The sequence below is a fragment of the Telluria aromaticivorans genome (assembly GCF_013003915.1).
GTDB classification, from domain to species: Bacteria; Pseudomonadota; Gammaproteobacteria; order Burkholderiales; family Burkholderiaceae_D; genus Telluria; species Telluria aromaticivorans.
The window spans coordinates 666676-686339 of sequence record NZ_JABAIV010000003.1 but is presented as its reverse complement, the minus strand read 5'-3'; the positions used below and the strand labels follow the sequence as shown (position 1 = coordinate 686339).

The window sequence follows — 19664 nt, the reverse complement described above, 5'->3', positions numbered from 1 at the left end:
CATTCCAGGCCCGGTCTTGCCCAGGACAACCGTGCATACCCACAGCGGGTAGCGGGCATACAATGGCCTGACGAGAACCGAGCGGGGGATCATCATGAAATCGATCATTGCGGCGGGAACCCTGGCCTTCGTCCTGGCGGCACCGGCGGCACAGGCACAGGGCAGCGCGCCCTTGCTGGACCTGACGCTGTATGGCCAGCTCGAGCGCTGGCTGGGCGCCGGCCGGCTCGACCTGCAAAATCTCTATACCCGGCGCCCGGGCGACGATTCGCTCGATTTCCACGCCGCCGTGGACGGGCGCGGCACCACCTTCACCCTGATGCAGGTGAGTAATGCCGGTGGCGACAGCTGGCTGGTCGGCGGCTACAACCCCCAGAGCTGGTCGTCCGTCGACGGCTGGCACGTCACCGAGCGCTCGTGGCAGCGCACCGCCTTCATCTTCAACTACACCGACCCGCGGGTATGGCGCCAGGTGGCAAGCGACGACGTCCTGCCGAGCCGGGGCGCGCGCCAGACCTACAACGTGCCCGACCACGGCCCTACCTTTGGGGCTGGCCCAGATCTGCTGGTCAATGACCGGCTGGATACGGCCTTGTCCTGGCAGGTCTCGTATGGCCTGCTCGAAGGCGAGACCGAGGGGCGCAGCATCATCGACCTCAGCAGCGGGGGCCGGCTGTTCCGCGTCGATGCACTCGAAATGTATTCGGTCTCGGTGGTCCCGGAGCCGGCCAACGCGGCGATGCTGGCCGCCGGCCTGGGCGTGCTGGGCTGGGCCGGAATGCGGCGCCGCAGGCGCCTGCGCGCAGGCTGAGCCGGCGGCAGTAAAACCGGGGCAGGGCGCCGGGCCCATCCGTGAACGGGCCGGTCCATCCCTTGTGGCATGATGGCGGCTGAGCCAGGCCCTGCCTCCCGTTCATCCTGCGACTCCTCCATGCGACCAAGCTTCCGTGCGTCCTGCCTGTCACTTGTCTCCACTCTCGCGTGCGCCCTTGGCGCGCTCCATGCCCCCGATGCCGCCGCTGCGCTGAAACCAGCCCAGCTGGCCATCGTCATCAACGACGACGATCCCGACAGCGTGGCCATCGGCGAGTACTACCGCAAGCGGCGCGACATCCCGGCCGCCAACGTAGTGCATGTGCGGATTCCGGGTAAGCCGCGCAGCATCGGCGCCGCGCAATTTCGCTTGCTGAAGGAAGAGATCGACAGCAAACTCGGGCCTGGCATCCAGGCCGTGCTGATGGTGTGGACCGCACCGTATGCAGTGGAATGCAATTCGATCACGGCCGCCTATACGCTCGGTTTCGACGGCAGCCAGTGTGCCAAGACCTGCGCCGCCGGCCAGCCCAGTCCCTATTTCAACAGCAAGTCGGCGCGGCCCTACAGCGAGCACGGTTTGCGCCCGTCGATGCTGCTGCCCACCAGCTTGCAGGCTGCCGGCTCCCAAGCGGCTCCGTCGCGCCAGGGCGCAAAAGACCTGGTCGACCGCGGTATCGCGGCGGGTTTTCGCACCGTGCCGGCCACCGCCTATTACCTGGTAACGACGGACAAGGCGCGCAACAGCCGCGCCGGCTTTTTCCCGCCGCCGGGACGCGTGGCCGCGCGCCGCCTCGCCATCAAGCAGTTGCAGGCCGACGCGCTCGAAGGCGTGCAGGATGTGCTGGTCTACCAGACCGGCATGGCCCAGGTCGCCAAGCTGGAAACGATCGGGTTCGTGCCCGGGGCGTTGGCCGACCACCTGACCTCGCTCGGCGGCGACCTGCTCGGCAGCAGCCAGATGAGCAGCCTGCGCTGGCTCGAAGCCGGCGCCACCGCCAGCTACGGTACCGTGAGCGAGCCCTGCAACCACTGGCAGAAATTCCCCAATCCCTCCGTCCTGCTGCGCCGCTACCTCGGCGGCGACAGCGCCATTGAAGCCTACTGGAAGAGCGTCGCCTGGCCCGCCCAAGGCCTGTTCATCGGCGAACCGCTGGCCGCACCTTACCGCGGCCGCTAACCCTTACCGCCAGCCGCTCCTGGCTGGCCGCCATCATGTAACTGTCGCGCTTTCCCGACAGTTCTGGCGTGCGCAGGGCTTTCCGGCCGGCTGTTCAGATATCGTTTCTTTTCTTGTCATCAAGTTGTCAATTAATTTATTTACTATGCATTTTGCTAATGGTAAATTGCGTTCTGCTAACAAATGTTCTGTGACAATTATCCGCTCCACCTCACCAGGATCCCCATGAACAAGTTTCTTGCTTCAATACACACTCCAGGACGACGCACGGTGCTGGCTGCACTGCTTGCCAGCCTGTCGGCCTCAGCTTACGCCGAGCCGGCCAACGTCGTCATCAGCCAGGTGTACGGCGGAGGTGGCAATGCCGGTGCTACTTTCCGCCACGATTTCATCGAGATCTTCAATCGGAGCGGCTCGGCCGTGGCGATCGGCGGCTGGAGTGTGCAGTACGCATCGAGCGGCGGCAGTACCTGGCAGGTGACGGCGATCCCGGACGGGGTGGAACTGCAGCCGGGCCAGTATTACATGATCCGTGAGGTAGCGGGCACGGGCGGCACCACCGATGTGCCCTTCGATATCCAGGCCGGCATCGCGATGTCGGGTACCGCCGGCAAGGTCGCACTGGTCAGCGCCAAGACGGCACTGAGCGGCACCAACCCGACCGGCGCTACCGTGGTCGACCTGGTCGGCTTTGGCACCGCCGCCAACGGCTTCGAGGGCACCGCCCCGACCGCCACCCTCTCGAACACCACCTCGGCCTCGCGCAAGACCGGCGGCTGCGTCGATACCGATTCGAATTCCGGCGACTTCACGGTCGGCGCCGTCAGCCCGCGCAAGAGCGACAGCACGTTCAATGTCTGCGGCGGAGGCGTCCCGATCGCCGAGCCGATCGTCGCGACCTGCCCGGCATCGATCCTGCGCCCTTACGGCGACAGCGCCTCGGGCGCCCTGAGCGCGATCGACAAGGACAGCCGCGTCACCGGCGCGGTCATCACCTCGGCCACCATCGCCGGCATCCGCCTCGAGAACTTCTCGGCATCCGGCGCGATCAACTCGGCCGCGTCGGTCACGCTGGTGGCCGATGCATCGGTGGCCCCGGGCAACCACCCGGTGACCATCAATTTCACCAACGACGCCAACCAGTTCAAGAGCTGCACGGTCACCGTGCGCAGCAGCGGCAACCTGGCGATTCCCGTGATCCAGGGCGCCGGCGCGGCCAGCACCTACGCCGATACGATCCAGACCACGGAAGGCGTGATCACCGCCAAGGTCGGCAGCGGCTATTTCATCCAGGATGCGGCCGGCGACAACGACCCGACCACCTCGGACGGCATCTTCGTGTTCGGTTCCACCGCAGGCAAGGTGGGCGACCTCGTGCGCGTCACCGGCCAGGTCACCGAATACCAGCCATCGGGCACGACCAGCACCTATACCGAACTGACCAATACAACGTCGTCGCTGATCGGCGCCGGCCCTGCGATCAGCGCCACCAATATCGCGCTGCCTGCCGCCAGCCTCGAGCCTTTCGAAGGCATGCTGGTGCGCTTCACCAACGCGCTCACCGTCAACCAGAACGCCTATGTCGGCGCGCGCGGCGAGCTCACCCTGTCGAGCGGCCGCCGCGAAATCCCGACCAACCGCTACCGTCCGGGCACCCCGGAAGCGCTCGCGCTGGCGGCTTCGAATGCCAACAACCAGATCGTGCTCGATGACGGCCTGTTCGTGACGCCGGCCACCATCCCCTACATTGGCGTGGATGGCACGGTGCGCACCGGCGACACCGTCACCGGCCTGGAAGGCGTGCTCGATTTCGGCGCCCTCGGCGGCGGCGGGGCCGGCTTCAAGCTGCAGCCGACCATGGCCCCGGTGTTCTCGCGCACCAACCCGCGCACCGGCGCACCCGTGCTGCCGGCCGGCGTCAAGGTGGCCAGCGCCAACGTGCTGAACTTCTTCACCACCTTCGTCGACGGCAGCAACGTCGAGGGCGCCACGGGCCAGGGCTGTACCATCGGCTCGACCACCCGCGCAAGCAATTGCCGCGGTGCGAACAATATGATCGAGTTCGTGCGCCAGCGCGACAAGATCGTCAAGTCGCTGGCCGCGCTGAACGCCGACGTGGTCGGCCTGATGGAAATCCAGAACAACGGCGACACCGCCGTGTCCTCATTGGTAGCCAGCCTGAACGTGTCGCTCGGTGGGCCGGTCTATGCAGTGGTGCCGAAACCGCCTGCGACCGGCACCGATGCAATCCGCGTCGCGATGATCTACAAGCCGGCGGCCGTCACGCTGGCCGGCGCGTCGATGTCGGATGGCGACGGGGTTAACAACCGTCCGCCGATGGCGCAGACCTTCAAGGCCACCAACGGCGCGAAGTTCTCGGTCATCGTCAACCACCTGAAGGCCAAGGCAGGCTGCCCGGGCGGTTCCGGCGTGGACACCGACCGCGGTGACGGCCAGGGTTGCTGGAACGCTACCCGCCGCGAGCAGGCCGAGCGCCTCGCGACCTTCTTCATCCCGCAGGTGAAGGCCAGCGCGGGCGACGACGACGTGCTGGTGATCGGCGACATGAACGCCTATGGCTTCGAAGACCCGATCGCCTATCTCACCGGCACCGGCCTGGTCAATGAGCTCGAGCGCTTCGTGCGCCCGCACGGCATGGCCTACTCGTATGTCTTCGGCGGCCAGAGCGGCTACCTGGACCACGCGCTAACCACGCCGTCGCTGAGTGCGCAGGTGGCCGGCGCGGCCGAATGGCACAACAATGCGGACGAGCCTGAAGTGATCGACTACAACCTCGAGGATAAGCCGCAGGACCTGTACGCCGACAATGCCTACCGTGCGTCCGACCATGACCCGGTGATCGTCAGCCTGGCCCTGGCCCCGGTGGTCGCCGATGTCACTGCCTCCGTGAAGGTGCTGCAGAGCGGCCTGACCATGAACCGTGCCACCCTGAAGTACACCGGCAAGGTCACGTTCACCAACACCAGTGCCGCACCGCTGGCCGGTCCGCTGCATTTCGTGCTGCAAGGCCTCACCGCCGGCGTCAGCCTGGACGCAGCGTCGGGCACGCATGAGGGCGCGCCTTACCTGACGCTTCCTGCAGGACTCGCCCCGGGCGCCAGCGTCACGCTGACAACGGTCTTCAGCAACCCGTCGAAGAGCGCCATCGGCTACACGCCGAAACTGCTCTCGGGCACCCTTTAAGCCGCACTTACTAGGATCAAGGACAACGACATGAGCAACCTGAAGAACCTGTTTATCCGCGCGCTGCTGGCGCTATGCATCGTTTCGGCAGCACCGGCGGCACTCGCCGGCCCGATCTACCGTGTTTCCCTGAACACCGCCACCTGGCAGGGCGAGTCGGGTTATCTCGACCTGAGCTATGGCGGCCTGATCGGCAGCGCGACGGGAACGGCGGTAGCAAGCAATTTCACGGGCGATTTCGACGACAGCGCCGAGGTGTATTTCGACAACTTCGCCAGCGGCACCCGCGCCACCGGTTTCACCCTGATTTCCAGTGAAAACCTCGCCTTCGTGAGCCAGGCCGTGAACTTCGGCGGCGTCTTCACCTTCGACCTGCGTTTCGACTCGCTGGGCGAAGGCCTGGCCTCCGACTTCGGCGTCGGCCTGTCGGACCTGGACTTCAATGCGCTCGAAGGCTTCTCCGGCTTCACCTTCACCTTGCTGCCAGGCGATGATACCGCCTTGCCGGTTGATCCTGCGCCGGGCATCGGCGGCGTTGTTGCGGTGCCGGAACCGTCGGACTGGCTGCTGATGTCGACCGGACTGGCTTTGCTGGGCTTTACGCTGCGCCGTTCGGCCCGCTGAGCAGGTCCCTGCGGCCGGGCGCCGCAGGGACAAAAAAAACACACCATGCCGCAAGGCTGGTGTGTTTTTTTATTGATGGCAGGCGCCTGTGCGGCGCCGGAAAAATCAGGACTGGCCGCTGCCGTCGACGGCGGCTGCGCGGCGCATGGCGTCGATACGGTAGGCTTCTGCGTTGCCGTCGATAATGCGCAGGCTGGCGCAGCCTTCGGCGGCGCAGTCCGGCACCGGGCTGTTCGGGACGGCGGCAGCGATGGCCATGCCAGCGCTGTTACCTGCGGCTGCAGGTGCTGCGGAGGTGCTGCTCACCGTCGAAGCCAGCTGCATCGGGCCTTGTTGAACCGAGACCTGGGTGTCCTGCTGGCCGGCGCCGCAGGCGGTAAGAAGGGCGCTCAGGGCGATGATGGAAACAGTGCGGAAGCTGGAGAAATTCATGATCGTTTGGAGCAAGCTCGTCGGTAACAGATTCTATTGTAGTGAGTAAATTTTTCCGATGCTCAATTTATTTCGATAAAGAACTTGCAATGTTAATATTTGGAAAGATTTTTACGCGATCTTTCTAGGCGTTAAGGGAAGTTGATGCGTATATCCATGAAGCAATAAAAACTACCCATGAGGAAATGATGCTCTACGTCAACATTTGAGTGTTGCACGTGGGCAACGAGAGGAGCGAAGTTTTCTATTTGGAAAAGAACTCTTGACAACTCCGTGATTCGCTTGACCACACCCGGGTGCCGGGCGAAGATGGCGCCATGCACAAACTCCTCCTTCTCCTCATGCTCGGCTGCACTGCCTGCACTTCGCAGGCGCAGGATCCGGGCCGTAAAACCGCCGTGCCGTCGCCATCGACCGCAGCGGCGCCTTCCACCCCGCTGGCCGAGGGCCAGGACAGCCTGGCGCGCCTGCGCGCGGCGATCGGCAGCGCAGCCTGTACGGAAAGCGGGCAGTGCCGCAGCCTGCCGGTCGGTGCGCGTGCCTGCGGCGGTCCCGAGGCTTACCTGGCCTTTTCGACCGCTGGCGGCAAGGAAGCGGCACTGCGTGTCCTGGCCGAACAGCACCAGAAAGAGCGCCAGGCGGCCAATGCCAGGTCCGGCATGATGTCCACCTGCCAGTTCATGCCCGACCCGGGCGCGGTCTGCACCGCCGGCACCTGCCAGCTCGGCACTGCGAACCCGGCGAGCTGACAGCGCACTGCACTAAGTGCCGCAGGCCAGGATCCCGGCCTGCACTGACAAACAAGTCATTTTTTTCAGCATAAAAAAACGCTGCGTGCCCTGAGGCACGCAGCGTTTTTGTCTTGCGACGCTTGCGTCTTCGTACTTAGTCAGCCAGCGCAGCCGTCCTCGTGGTTTCCGCTGCTGCTTTGGTGACCGCACCCGGCACAGGCACCGGATTGGTCGCGTCGACTTCCAGCAGCGTGGTCGACAGTGGCGTGGTACCCATCAGGTATTGCACCGCTCCCATGTAGCGCTGGCCAGGAGTCAGGCCCGACCAGCTGGCGGCTGCCGAGGCGGTGCCACCGACGAACACGCTGCCTGGGAGACCGACCTTCAGGTTGCCGCCGACATCAGCGCTGCCGACGATCCACGATGCCAGGGTGTAGTTGGCGCTGCCGCCGTTAGGCGCATAGCCGGCGACGCAGACCCGGTATGTACCGGCGGCCGGCGCCATCAGGGTGATCACTTCGTTCGAGGTGGCGGTGCCGCTGTAGCCCACCTGCACACCTGCTGCATTGAACATGATCAGGTCGAGGTCATCCGACATGCCGGCCTTGAAGCCGCTGGTGTCGATGTCGCGCAGCGAGAACTTGGCGACCATGGTGTTGGCAGGGACGGTGAAGGAGGTTGCCGTGACACCGCTGGAACCGCCGTTCTTGCACTCCAATACGCCGCCATCGGCCGCCAGGGTGGTGCCTACGGTTTGCTCGTTCAGGGTAGCCGCCTTCAGGCCGCCCTTGTTCGCGCCCAGCTTGCCGCTGAAACCGGTGCCGACGGTGAACACGACATTGCCGGTGACTTGCTCGCTTTGCAGCAGCGCCGGCGCCACGAAGGCCGACGGGCGTGCGGTCAGCGGGCTGCGCACCACGTGGGTGCCGTCGCGCCATTCCAGCGCACCGAAGCTGTAGGCATCCATCGGTGCGTCGGTGCGGGTCAGGGTGACACTGAAGTTGCCCTTGGCGCCAGGCGCCAGGCTCAGCGTGGCCGGCGACACTGCGACCGAGAAGCCCGGCAGGGTAGCCGTGGCGTTATAGGTCGCAGGCTTGTCGCTGACGTTGGTGACGGTGCGCGTCATGGTCAGCTTGCCCAGCACGTTGCCGGCGGTCAGCGAAGCCAGGTTCAGGTTGTAGGCCGGGATGCTGCCGACTGTCTGGCAGGTCGACGCGCCCACAATGCCGCCCACGCCGCACAGGTAGCGCAGGTAGTCGGTGGTGCCGGCGTCGTACACCAGGCCAGGATCGGTGGCCTTGTTCGGCACCACATGGCCGGCGCCCTGGGCCCATGGCAGGCGGCCGTTGGCGGCGCCCGGCTGCCCGTCGTTGAAGGTAGCGCCGGCGGTGGTCATCAGGGCCGACTTGATGGCGGCTGGCGACCAGGTCGGGTGCAGCTGCTTGAGCAGCGCGGCCAGGCCGGCCACGTGCGGGCTCGACATCGAGGTGCCCTGGATCGAGGCCCATGCCGCTTCCGGCACCGCGCTGCCGTCGGCGATCGCGTTGCGCTCGGCTTCGGTCTTGACTGGCGTATAGCCGGCGATGATGTCGACGCCCGGCGCGGTCAGGTCCGGCTTGAGGATGTTGTTATAGCCACGGTTCGGGCCGCGCGACGAGAAACTGGCCATCACGGGGGCAGGAGCGCTGCCGATCTGCGGGCTCCAGGTGCCGATCGACACGGTCGCGTTGGCGTTGCCCTGCACATAAGTGCGCAGGGCGCTGCCGTCTGCCAGGCTCAGGTGAACGGTCGGAACGGCGTGGGTTTCGGATACCAGCGAGTTCGCGGTGTCGATCAGGACCATGCCCTTGCCGCCGGCTTCGGCCACGGCGCGGCTCTTGTCGACGCGGGCGCTGTTGCCACGCTCGCACAGGACGACCTTGTCGGCGACCAGGCTGGCGTCGAGCGCCCCGGCGGCAGTGCCACCGAAAGCAGTGCGGTCGGCTGCGGTATAGCACAGGCGGCGTGCCAACTGGTCGGCAGCGCTCAGGGTTGCAAACGGGACCAGGCCGGCGTCGCGCGCCGAAATCGCCGCCGTCAGCGGTAGCGCCGTGGTGTTCAGCGACGCGCCAACGTAAGAGACGCCGGCGCCGGTGGTGGCGGTGGCGCCGTTCAGGCGGTTGTGGGTCGACGCGCCGACGGTGGTGATCCATGGGCTCAGGTGGGCCACGGTATTGGCCGGCCCGGAGTTGCCGGCCGAGGCGGCCACGAACACGTTGGCATCGGCCGCGCCGAAGAAGGCCAGTTCGACCGCGTCGGCCACGCTGGTCTGCGAACCGCTGATCGAGAAGTTGATGACATTGACGCCGTCCATGACTGCCTGGTCGATCGCGGCCACGCTGTCCGAGCTGTAGCAGCTGTTGCGGGTGCCGCTGCCGTCCGGGTTGGTAGCATCGATGAAAGTCCAGCAGACCTTGTAAGCCGCGATGCGGGCGTGCGGGGCAACACCGCTGACCCTGTTCATCGACAGGCCATTGAGGTTCGCTGCCACGCCGCCATTGCCGCCCGCTGTGCTGGCGGTGTGGGTGCCGTGGCCGCCGTGGCCGCTCGGACCGTTGACCGAGTCGCGTGGCGAGGTGAAGTCGGACCAGTGCTGGGTACGGCCGCTCAGCTTGAAGGTCTTGTTGAAGAAGCGCGCGCCGATCAGCTTGTTGTTGCAATGGCTTGCGGCAAAGCCCTCGCCGGTCTCGCAGGCACCTTTCCAGCCGGCTGGGGCCGCGCCGAAGACTTCGGTGCCACCCGCATCGAAGGTCGGGTTGCCGTCGGCGTCGATGCGGTCGGCAAACGCCTTGTTCTCCGGCCAGATGCCGCCGTCGACGACACCGATGATGACTCCGTCGCCAGCTTTCTGCTTGCCGCCGGCCTGCTGGTTCCACAGGCCGTCGGTTGGCTTGTCGAGGCCCAGGAAGGCAGGGGTGTAGTTGGTGTCGAGCTGGCGCTCTTCGTCGGCGGTGATGGCGGCAACCGCCGGGTTGCCCTTGAGTGCCTTGACTTCGGCATCGGTCATCAAGGCTGCGAAACCGTTGAAGACGACTTTGTACTTGTGGGTGACCTGGGCCGCGGTGACGCTCGACAGCACGCTGTTCTGCTTCTGGTCGAGGTAGGCGACATAGGCTTGCACGTCGCCGGCACCGACGTTGAGCTGCTGGCCGGCGGCCGGCTTGGTTGCCTGCAGGCCGGCAACGCCGCCGGTGTAGGAGGCGACTGGCTTGTCGGCCAGTTGTACGATATAGGAGCGGCGCACGTCATCGGCGGAAGCGCTCATGGCCACGCTCGACAGCAGCGCGAGCACGGCGAGGGATACAGGACGCAGTTTCATATTATTTTTTCCTTGTTCGGTAGAGGTCGGCGGGCGCTTAGTTACTACCCTTGTTGCTGGCCTTGCGGCGGCGGGCGGCGGTGAGGCCGGCCACGCCCATCAGCATCAGGCCAATCGTGGCCGGCTCCGGCACTTCGGCCAGGTTGATGTTATCTACGGCGAACTGGGCCTGGTTCTGAGTAAGCTGGTGGTCTGTCTGGCAGACGTCACCATCGAACAGGCAGGCATTGATGGTCAGGCTGGTCAGCACAGCGGAACTGAAGGCATTGTCGACCGCGAGATCTGAGAACACGAAGGCGCCGCTCGCGTTCTGGCCAGGAAAATCGAACGAGTTGGTGATCTTGTCATTGGCGCTGGTGGTGCCGCTCAGGATCAGGCGGCCATAGCTGAAATTCACCAGTCCCTGGACCGGCGCCACGAAGGCAAACGACAGGCCTTGCAGCCGGAACCAGCTGTTGGCGAGCGTGCTGGTGATCCGGACGGAGCCGTCGTTCAGGCCGGCGTAATACGCGCCGTCGCCGTCGGCCGGGCAAGCGGTAATCAGGCAGGCGAAATCATTGTTCGACTGAATCTGGGCGCCGACGAATCCGACCTCGCCAGCATCCGCGGTCGAGCTGCTTTGCACTTGCAGCAGGAAATGCTGGTCCATGAACTGGTCGCCGGTGTTGTAAATAGTGTCGCCGTCCTTGAGCGCGCTGGTCACGACGTTCTGGACGTTTTCAAACGTGAGGACGGTTGCCTGCGCAGGAGCGAAGGCGCCCAGGGCAGCGACGACCGATGCGCACAGCAGGTTTTTCAGGACAGCGGGCACGGCGGAGGTGCGCGCATCGGTTTGGTTTTCGCGTTTCATCAGTCTGGTTACCTTTATTAGTTGGTTTGTTTGGTAGTGCCGATTGCTGTGCCGTTCCCAGCGTTTGTTTTCCACCCGCATTTTCCGTTACGGGTTGCAACCGAATATAGCAAAGGAAATAATGATTATGTAAAAAATTTTAACGTAGGAAATTTTTTGCGCAAGCAAGTGAGCCGTAGAAAATTCTGTTTCTCCTAACAAAGTGCGGTTTCAAGTAACCATCTTTTTCTGTCCGAAATCCGCCACATTCTTGTGGGCAACGATGACAGCACATCGGAAAGTATGGCAGGGCGGATATGCCCCGCCGGGAGACAGATCGCGCCAAGTTGACTGGCTTGAAAGAAAAGTTGTCGCGACTAATAAGGCCGTGGTAGCCTGCTCGGCGCAGGGCGTCGTAACCCTCCGGCCGGAGTGGCTTGGAACAGGGGGCACGCAGCCAGGATGCAATACACAAAGTCTTGTCGGTGGAGCAACAGAGGAGTCAGTCGGATGTATGCAGTAATGAAACAAAACCGGACCCAGCGCACCCGCGGCTTCACGCTGCTCGAACTGCTGGTGGTGATCGTGATCATCGGCCTGCTAGCCGCCTATGTCGGCCCGAAATATTTCTCCCAGCTTGGCAAATCCGAAGTCACGGTCGCCAAGGCCCAGATCGAAGCCTTCGACAAATCGCTCGACACCTACCGCCTCGACGTCGGCCGCTACCCGAGCGCCGAAGAAGGTCTGGGCGCCCTGATGACCGCGCCGCCGAGCGCCGGCGCCAAGTGGAACGGTCCCTACCTGAAAAAAGGCGTGCCGCAGGATCCATGGGGCCGCGTCTACCAGTACCGCTCGCCGGGCAGCAAGGCCGAGTACGAGATCCTCTCGCTGGGCAAGGATGGACAGCCTGGCGGGACCGGCGACAACGCCGACATCTCGTCGCAGTAATCCGCTGCTGCGCCACTTTTCCCAGTTCTAAGCCGGGCACGCCTCCATGCAGTTTGCCGTTCGTACCCTTGCGCCCGACATGTCGATCGCGAACATCGTCGTCGACGCCGCCGATGCGCTCGAAGCGCGCCGCCAGGTCGAGGCGCGCGGCCTGTTCGTGAGCGCCATCGAACCCGCGCGCGGCGGCACGCGCCTGGCGCGCCAGCGCGCAGGCAAGCTGTCCATCGTCCTGTTCAGCCAGGAGCTGCTGGCCCTGCTCAACGCGGGCCTCGGTATCGTCGAAAGCCTGGAAGCCCTGCTGGAGAAGGAAGCCAGCCCCGGCGCGCGCAGCGTGCTGGAACGCCTGCTCGGCGGCCTGCGCGAGGGCAAGCGCTTCTCCGCCGTACTGGCGGCCCAGCCTGATCTGTTCCCGCCTTTATATGTCGGCATCGTGCGCGCCGCGGAGGGCACCAGCGATTTGCCGCGCGCACTGACGCGCTACATCGACTACCAGCAGCGCATCGATATCGTGCGCAGCAAGATCGTCAGCGCCTCCATCTATCCCGTCATCCTCCTGATCGTGGGCGGCGGCGTGAGCGGCTTCCTGATCGGCTATGTGGTGCCCAAATTCGCCGAGGTCTACCAGGGGGCAGGGCGCTCGCTGCCGTGGATGTCGCAGCTGCTGCTCGACTGGGGCCAGTTCGCGTCCAGCCACGGCACTGCCATCGGGATCGCCGCCTTGGTGCTGCTCGGCAGCCTGGTGGCGGGCGTGCGCCACCTGCTCCGCAGCGGCGGCGTCGCCCGCCTGCTGGCGCGCCTTCCCGGCATCGGCGAACGCGCCCGCATCTACGAGCTCTCGCGCCTCTACCTGACGCTGGGCATGCTGACCGAAGGCGGCATCACCATCGTCAACGCCATCGAGACCGTGCAGCCGATGGTCTCCAGCACGGTGCGCAAGGGCCTGGCGAATGCGCGCGCCGCCATCGAATCGGGCCAGCCGCTGTCGAATGCTTTTGAAGCCAACGGCCTGACCACGCCGATCTCGCTGCGCATGCTGCGCGTGGGCGAGCGCACCGGCGACATGGGGCCGATGCTGACCCAGTCCGCCGCCTTCTACGATGGCGAGATCACGCGCTGGATCGACCGTTTCACGCGCACTTTCGAGCCGCTGCTGATGGCGGCCATCGGGCTGGTGGTCGGGGCGATCGTGGTCCTTCTTTATATGCCGATCTTCGATCTAGCCGGAGATATGTCGTAAATGCGATGTCATGAAAGCGAAACCATGAGCGCCGTACTCGACGCGACCCTGCTGGCACGCGCCCGCGCGCTGGCCAAGGGCTCCGCCCGCGGCCTGGTGGCCGAACTCGAAGGCTTGACCGGCCAGGAGCCGCGGAGAATCGTGCGCGACCTCGCCGCGCCCTTCGGGCTGCCCGTGATGGAAACTGCTGCCATGCTGGCGCAGTCGCCGGCCTTCGATTTGCTGCCGCTGGCGCAAGCGATGTCGCGCCACTGCGTGCTGCTGCGCGGCCTCGATGGCCGCCTGATTGGCGTGCTGGCCGATCCCTTCGACCTCGATTTGCAGACCTGGCTGGGCGCGCAGGCGCGCGCCAGCGCCAGATCCCCGCTCGACCTGTGCCTGGCGCTGCAGTCCGATATCCAGGCTTATTTGTCGAAGCAGGAAGAATCCGCGCGCGCGGTGGACAGCCTGGTTGGAGGGGGCACCGAGACGCGGCGCGACGGCAAGGCCAACCAGGTGCTGTCCTTCGCCTCGGTGTCCGAGGCCGGCAGCCCGGCCGTCAAGGTGGTCAACTCGACCCTGTACGACGCGCTCAAGGCGGGCGCCTCCGACATCCACCTGGAAAGCACCGCCGGCGGCCTGTCGGTGAAATACCGGGTCGACGGCGTGCTCGATCATGCGGCCACGGTGGGCGGCATCGAGCTGGCCGAGCACATCATCTCGCGCATCAAGGTGCTGGCCGAACTCGACATCGCCGAGCGCCGCATCCCGCAGGATGGCAGCTTCCGCGTCGAATCGGGCGGGCGCGACATCGACCTGCGGGTATCGATCATGCCGAGCATCCACGGCGAGGATGCGGTGATCCGTATCCTGGACAAGCGCGCCATGATCGAATCCTACGGGTCGCTGACCCTGGAAGCGCTGGGCTTCGACGCGCCCTCGCTGGTCACGCTGCGCAAGCTGGCGCAGGAAGCCTACGGCATGCTGCTGGTGACCGGCCCGACCGGTTCCGGCAAGACCACCACGCTGTACGCGGCGCTGACCGAAATCCACAACGGCCGCGAGAAGATCATCACGATCGAAGACCCGGTCGAATACCAGCTGCCGGGCATCCTGCAGATCCCGGTGAACGAAAAGAAGGGCCTGACCTTTGCCAAGGGCCTGCGCTCGATCCTGCGCCACGATCCCGACAAAATCATGGTCGGCGAGATCCGCGACCGCGAGACCGCCGAGATCGCGGTGCAGTCGGCGCTGACCGGCCACCTGGTGCTCACGACCGTCCACGCCAATAACGTGTTCGACGTGTTCGGCCGCTTCACCCACATGGGCATCGACCCGTATGCCTTCGTGTCGGCGCTGAACGGCATCTGGGCCCAGCGCCTGATCCGCATGAACTGCCCGCACTGCGCCGTGCAGTACGAGCCCGACGCGCTCGAACTGGCCTCGGTGCACCTGGAGCGCGCGGAAGTGCTTGATTACGTCTTCATGCGCGGCAAGGGCTGCGGCGACTGCCGCGGCACCGGCTACCGCGGGCGCCGTTCGATCGCCGAGATCCTGACGCTCAACGACGAGATCCGCGAACTGATCGTGGACAAGCAGCCGATCCGCCGCATCAAGGCCGCGGCCCATGCCAATGGCACCCGCAGCCTGCGCCTGGCCGCCCTCGACCTGGTCAAGCGCGGCGCCACCACCATCGACGAAATCAAACGGGTGACCCTGCATGCCTAATTGGCCCACCCAGCGACTTGGACAATCCCTGCGCCTCGGTATCGCCGCCGACGGCCTGGCGCTGCTGCGCGTGCGCGGCTTGCTGGCGGCGTCAAGCGAGGTGCTGGCGGTGCAGCCGGTCGAAGCCGGCGCGCCCGATGCGCTGGCCAATGGCCTGCGCGCGCTGCTGCAGGAAGCCGCCCCGCATGGATGGCCAGTGACCGTCGTGCTGGCCGACGAGCTGGTGCACCTGTGGCAGGTGCCGCCCCCAGGCGGCGCCTCGCGCCTGGGCGACTTGCAGGCCGCCGCCGCCTTCCGCTTCCAGGGCCTGTTCGGCGCCCCGGCGCACGAGTGGCGCATCAGCGCCGACTGGCATGCCAGCCGTCCGTTCCTCGCTGCAGCCGTCCCTACCGGCCTGGTGGAACTGCTGGAAGTCCTGGCGCGCGAACACCGGTTTACCCTGGTCGAGGTGGTGCCGCAATTCGTCGCCGCCATGAACGCCTGGCGCCGCGAGCGCCGTCCGGGCGCCTGGTTCGGCCTGGTGCACGGCGGCGTGCTGTCGCTTGCCGCCTTCGAGGGCATGGCGCTGGCGGCCGTGCGCACTGCCGTCATTCCGGCAGGGATCGGCCGCGACTGGCTGGAAGCCCATGTGGCGCGCGAGGCGCTGCGCGTGGGCGTGGGGCGTCCCGAACGCCTGCAGCTGTGCGGGGCAGTGCCAGCCGGCTGGGCCATTTCTGCCGCCCACCCGGAATTCGCCTGCACCTTGCTCGAAGACGACAGCGCCGGCGACTGGCCGCTGCACGTGCGCCTGGCGCGCACAGGAATCCCCGCATGAAACCTGTCCATATCGATTTCGCGCCGACATCGCTGCGCCGCACCCTGTTCCGCACTTCCGCCGGCAGCGCCGCGCTGCTGTTTGCCATCGCTTCCCTGTGCTTCGGCGCGGTGATGCAGTTCAAGGCCTACCAGGAAGAGCGCGAGCAGCTCGATGCCGTGCACCTGGCCCTGGCGGCGCGCAGCCAGGCCGCGCGCCCGGTCCAGCTGGCGGCCCAGCCAAAGCTGGCGCTGCCGGAAGCCCAGGTGCAGGCGGTCAACGACGCCGTCATGCAGCTCAACCTGCCGTGGCGCGATCTGTTCGACGCCGTGCGCGCGGCGACGCCGTCCAACGTCGCGCTGCTGGCGCTGGAACCCGACGCCAAGCGCCGCACCCTGCGCATCACCGCCGAAGCCCGCAACAGCGACGACATGCTGGCCTATGTGGCGCGGATGCAGGAGCAAAGCTGGTTCGGCTCGGTCGTGCTGACGCGCCACGAGATCGCGGAGCAGGACCCGAACCGTCCCCTGCGCTTCCAGGTCGCCGCACAGTGGGGCGGCCCACGAGAGGGCGCACAATGAACGGCGCGGCATTTTCCCTACTGTGGCTGCGCCTGCAACTGGCCTTGCGCCGCATGAATCCGCTGATTGGCGGCGCTGTGCTGCTGCTGGTGGCGCTCATCGGCGCGATGATGTGGACCGCCATGGCGCGCGCCGCCGTGCAACAGGAATATGCGGCGGCCCGCCTGCAGGCCGCCGTGCCGGCCCCACCGCCGCCGCCGGCTGCGCCGCCGAGCGCCGACCAGAACCTCGCGCATTTCTACGGCGCGCTGGGCGAGCGTGGCAAGGTGGAGCGCCAGCTCAAGCTGGTGTTCGCGCTGGCCGGGAAGAACGGCCTGCTGCTGCGCCAGGGCGAATACCGCAGCACCTACGACCGCAACGCAAAACTGTACACCTACCAGCTCAACCTGCCGGTGACCGGCAAGTATGCGGCGATCTGGCAGTTCGCCTTCGATGCGCTGCGCGCGGTGCCGCATGCCTCGCTCGACGACGTGAGCTTCCGCCGCGACGCGATCGGCGACGAGAACGTCGAGGCGCGCCTGCGCATGACGCTCTACTTGTCCGCCACCGCAGGAGTGCCGCGATGAAGCGCCGTCACATCGCCATGGGGGCTGCGCTGGTGCTGGCTGCCGGCCTGGTCGTATTCGGCGACCGCACGCCGGAAGACGCCGTAGCGGAACCGGTCGAGCGTGCCCCGGCCACGGCTGCCGCCGCACCGGTGCCTGAGGATGCCGTGCCTGCCGCCAAGGCCGGCGCACCGGCCATCCTGCGCCTGGTGCCGCGCGAGACCCTGATCGGCGGGGGAGAGGACCGCTTCGGCGCCAGTGAGGGCGAAAATACGGGCGACGACAGGGGCGCGGTATTCGGCCGCCAGGACTGGACCCCGCCGCCCCCACCGCCACCGCCGCCCGAACCGGCGCCGCCAGCGCCGGCTCCCGTCGCGCCGCCGCTGCCCTTTACGTATATCGGCAAATCGCTGCAGGACGGCACCTGGGAGATCTACCTGGTGCGCGGCGACCGTACCCACCTGGTGCGCGAAAACATGGTCATCGACGGCACCTACCGTGTCGACGCGATCAAGCCGCCGGTACTGACCCTGACCTACCTGCCGCTGAACCAGGTTCAACAGCTTAATATTGGAGTATTCGACTAATGGTTCGTTTCCGGAATACTGCGCTCGCAGCCAGCTTGATAGTCGTGCTGCTCGGCGGCTGTGCGGGGCAGCGCGCCTACCAGGAAGGCAATGCCCTGGTCGCCAAAGACCAGGTGGCGGCCGGCCTGGTGAAATACCAGGAGGCGGTCGCCGCCGACCCGAACAACGCGCAGTACAAGACGGCCTACCTGCGCGCGCGCGACAGCGCCGCCGGCCGTTTGATGGGCCAGGCCGAGCAGGCCCTGGCCGCCGGCCAGCCCGAGCTGGCGCTGCAGGACTACCGCCGCGTTCTGGCTTTCGACCCGGCCAACGAACGCGCCCGCGCCGGCCTGCGTGCGATCGAAGCCGACCGCCGCCACACCGGCACGATGGATGCGGCGCGCGCTGCCTTCGACAAGAACGAGCTCGATACCGCGCGCCAGAAACTGAACGCGGTCCTGACCGAACGCCCGGGCCACGAGCCGGCGCGCCAGCTGCTGCTTGAAGTGAACGAAAAGGCCGAGGCGGCACCGGCCGGCGAGGCCGCGCTGGCAGCGAGCTTCCGTAAACCCATCAGCCTGGAATTCCGCGACGCCCCGCTCAAGCAGGTGTTCGAGGTCATCTCGCGCCATTCGGGCCTGAACTTCGTGTTCGACAAGGACGTCAAGGCCGACAACCGCACCTCGATCTTCCTGAAGAACAGCACCGTCGAAGCGGCCGTCTACTACCTCCTGATGACCAACCAGCTCGAACGCCAGGTCATGGATGGCAATACCATCCTGATCTACCCGAACATCGCGGCCAAGCTGAAGGAATACCAGGAGATGACGGTCAAGACCTTCTTCCTGGCCAATGCCGACGCCAAGAACATCGCCAATACCTTCAAGACCATCCTGAAGTCGCGCGACGTGGTGGTGGACGAAAAGCTCAACCTGGTGATCCTGCGCGACAGCCCGGAAGCGGTGCGCGTGGCGACCCAGCTGGTGGCCCTGCAGGACGTGCCGGAGCCGGAAGTGATGCTCGATGTCGAGGTGCTCGAGATCAAGCGCAGCCGCATCACCGACCTCGGTATCTCCTGGCCTGGCTCGCTGTCTTTCGCGCCGCTGGCAGGCCTGGATGGCGCCCCGCTGACCATCGACCAGCTGCGCGGCCTGAACCGCGGCAATATCGGCGTGATCAGCGAACTGACCGCCACCGTCAATGCCAACAAGACCGACGGCGACTCCAATACACTGGCCAACCCGCGCATCCGCGTGCGCAACAAGGAGAAGGCCAAGGTCGTCATCGGCGACAAGATCCCGAACATCTCGACCACGATCTCGTCGGGCGTGGGCGGCTTCGCCTCGGAGTCGGTGAATTACGTCGATGTCGGCCTGACCCTGAACGTCGAGCCGACCATCTACCTGAACAACGAAGTGGCGATCCGCATCTCGTTAGAGGTGAGCACGCTGGGCGAATCGGTGACGACCCGCTCGGGCACCGTGGCCTACCGCATCGGCACCCGTTCGGCGACCACGCTGCTGCAACTGAAGGATGGCGAGAACCAGGTGCTGGCTGGCCTGATCAGCAACGAAGACCGCTCCAGCGGCAGCAAGGTGCCGGGCATCGGCGACCTGCCGATCCTCGGCCGCCTGTTCGGCAGCACCCGCGACCAGAACGACCGCACCGAGATCGTGCTGTCGATCACGCCGCGCCTGGTGCGCACCGTGCAGCGTCCTGCCGCATCGGCGTCGGAATTCGGCGCCGGCACCGAGGCCAGCTTCCGCCGCCGCCCCGACAGCACGGTGCGCGCGCCGGTACAGCTGCCCGGCGTGGCCGGCGCGGCCGCCGCCGCCGCTGCCGCCCGTGCCGCAGGCACCGTGCAGGGCGCGGTCCAGCCGCCTGCGGGCGCCGCCGCCGGCCCGGGCACGCCGGCTGCGCCGGGCTCGGTGCCGCCGTCGCAGCTGCCGGTGACGCCGCAAACCGGCTCGCCGCCATCGGCGCCGCCGGGTGCCGTCCCGGCGCCTGCGCCCGGCGCGGTGCAAGGCACGCCAACGGCCGTGACCATCCAGGTCATCCCGGTCCCGACGCCGCCTCCGTCGACCCCGCCTGCCCAGCAGTGACGCGACGGGTAACT

At 66.2% G+C, this 19664-nt stretch carries 16 protein-coding genes; 13 read left to right on the top strand and 3 right to left on the bottom strand.

All coding sequences use genetic code 11. The features are described 5' to 3' along the window. The first annotated feature begins 94 nt into the window (after positions 1-94). The 4 genes from HGB41_RS12375 to HGB41_RS12360 all read left to right on the top strand — a co-directional run bounded on the left by HGB41_RS12375 (position 95) and on the right by HGB41_RS12360 (position 5821). The gene (locus HGB41_RS12375; protein ID WP_171084694.1) at positions 95-811 is read left to right on the top strand and encodes a PEP_CTERM-anchored TLD domain-containing protein; all 717 of its coding nucleotides are present in this window, start codon (positions 95-97) and stop codon (positions 809-811) included. Positions 812-931: 120 nt separating this feature from the next. Then, entirely contained in the window at positions 932-1993 is a 1062-nt protein-coding gene (locus HGB41_RS12370) for a TIGR03790 family protein (protein ID WP_171084687.1), read from the top strand. Positions 1994-2218: 225 nt separating this feature from the next. After that, the gene (locus HGB41_RS12365; RefSeq protein ID WP_171084685.1) at positions 2219-5197 is read left to right on the top strand and encodes an ExeM/NucH family extracellular endonuclease; all 2979 of its coding nucleotides are present in this window, start codon (positions 2219-2221) and stop codon (positions 5195-5197) included. A gap of 30 nt (positions 5198-5227) precedes the next feature. Next, positions 5228-5821: an NF038129 family PEP-CTERM protein gene (locus HGB41_RS12360; protein ID WP_171084677.1), complete on the top strand. Its 594-nt coding sequence runs from the start codon at positions 5228-5230 to the stop codon at positions 5819-5821. 105 nt (positions 5822-5926) lie between these two features. Here the strand turns inward: HGB41_RS12360 and HGB41_RS12355 are convergent, their stop codons facing one another. After that, on the bottom strand, positions 5927-6253 hold the full coding sequence (locus HGB41_RS12355; RefSeq protein ID WP_171084670.1) for a hypothetical protein: 327 nt from the start codon (positions 6251-6253) through the stop codon (positions 5927-5929). A 317-nt stretch (positions 6254-6570) separates the two neighbouring features. Between HGB41_RS12355 and HGB41_RS12350 the strand changes: the two genes are divergently transcribed. Continuing rightward, positions 6571-7002 (top strand): hypothetical protein, encoded by a 432-nt coding sequence (locus HGB41_RS12350; RefSeq protein WP_212760912.1) that lies wholly within the window; start codon positions 6571-6573, stop codon positions 7000-7002. 136 nt (positions 7003-7138) lie between these two features. Here the strand turns inward: HGB41_RS12350 and HGB41_RS12345 are convergent, their stop codons facing one another. After that, positions 7139-10342: a S8 family peptidase gene (locus HGB41_RS12345; protein ID WP_171084666.1), complete on the bottom strand. Its 3204-nt coding sequence runs from the start codon at positions 10340-10342 to the stop codon at positions 7139-7141. Between the two features lie 37 nt (positions 10343-10379). Then, a complete protein-coding gene (locus HGB41_RS12340; RefSeq protein ID WP_212760911.1) occupies positions 10380-11192 on the bottom strand; it encodes an NF038120 family PEP-CTERM protein in 813 nt (270 codons plus the stop codon). A gap of 501 nt (positions 11193-11693) precedes the next feature. Here HGB41_RS12340 and gspG point away from each other — a divergent pair. The 8 genes from gspG to HGB41_RS12300 are packed head-to-tail and all read left to right on the top strand — an operon-like array spanning position 11694 to position 19650. Next, on the top strand, positions 11694-12119 hold the full coding sequence (gspG, locus tag HGB41_RS12335; RefSeq protein WP_229422988.1) for a type II secretion system major pseudopilin GspG: 426 nt from the start codon (positions 11694-11696) through the stop codon (positions 12117-12119). Positions 12120-12165: 46 nt separating this feature from the next. After that, on the top strand, positions 12166-13356 hold the full coding sequence (locus tag HGB41_RS12330; RefSeq protein WP_171084660.1) for a type II secretion system F family protein: 1191 nt from the start codon (positions 12166-12168) through the stop codon (positions 13354-13356). Between the two features lie 24 nt (positions 13357-13380). Next, a complete protein-coding gene (locus HGB41_RS12325; protein ID WP_171084658.1) occupies positions 13381-15063 on the top strand; it encodes a GspE/PulE family protein in 1683 nt (560 codons plus the stop codon). Next, entirely contained in the window at positions 15056-15877 is an 822-nt protein-coding gene (locus HGB41_RS12320) for a hypothetical protein (protein ID WP_171084656.1), read from the top strand. The genes HGB41_RS12325 and HGB41_RS12320 overlap by 8 nt, the downstream gene beginning before the upstream one ends. Continuing rightward, positions 15874-16437, top strand: a complete 564-nt coding sequence (locus tag HGB41_RS12315) for a PilN domain-containing protein (RefSeq protein WP_171084654.1) — start codon at positions 15874-15876, stop codon at positions 16435-16437. Before HGB41_RS12320 ends, HGB41_RS12315 begins: the two co-directional genes overlap by 4 nt. After that, positions 16434-17003: a hypothetical protein gene (locus tag HGB41_RS12310; RefSeq protein WP_229422987.1), complete on the top strand. Its 570-nt coding sequence runs from the start codon at positions 16434-16436 to the stop codon at positions 17001-17003. Before HGB41_RS12315 ends, HGB41_RS12310 begins: the two co-directional genes overlap by 4 nt. Then, the gene (locus HGB41_RS12305; RefSeq protein ID WP_171084651.1) at positions 17000-17569 is read left to right on the top strand and encodes a hypothetical protein; all 570 of its coding nucleotides are present in this window, start codon (positions 17000-17002) and stop codon (positions 17567-17569) included. Before HGB41_RS12310 ends, HGB41_RS12305 begins: the two co-directional genes overlap by 4 nt. Further along, the gene (locus HGB41_RS12300; RefSeq protein WP_171084649.1) at positions 17569-19650 is read left to right on the top strand and encodes a secretin GspD/PilQ domain-containing protein; all 2082 of its coding nucleotides are present in this window, start codon (positions 17569-17571) and stop codon (positions 19648-19650) included. Before HGB41_RS12305 ends, HGB41_RS12300 begins: the two co-directional genes overlap by 1 nt. Positions 19651-19664: the final 14 nt, after the last annotated feature.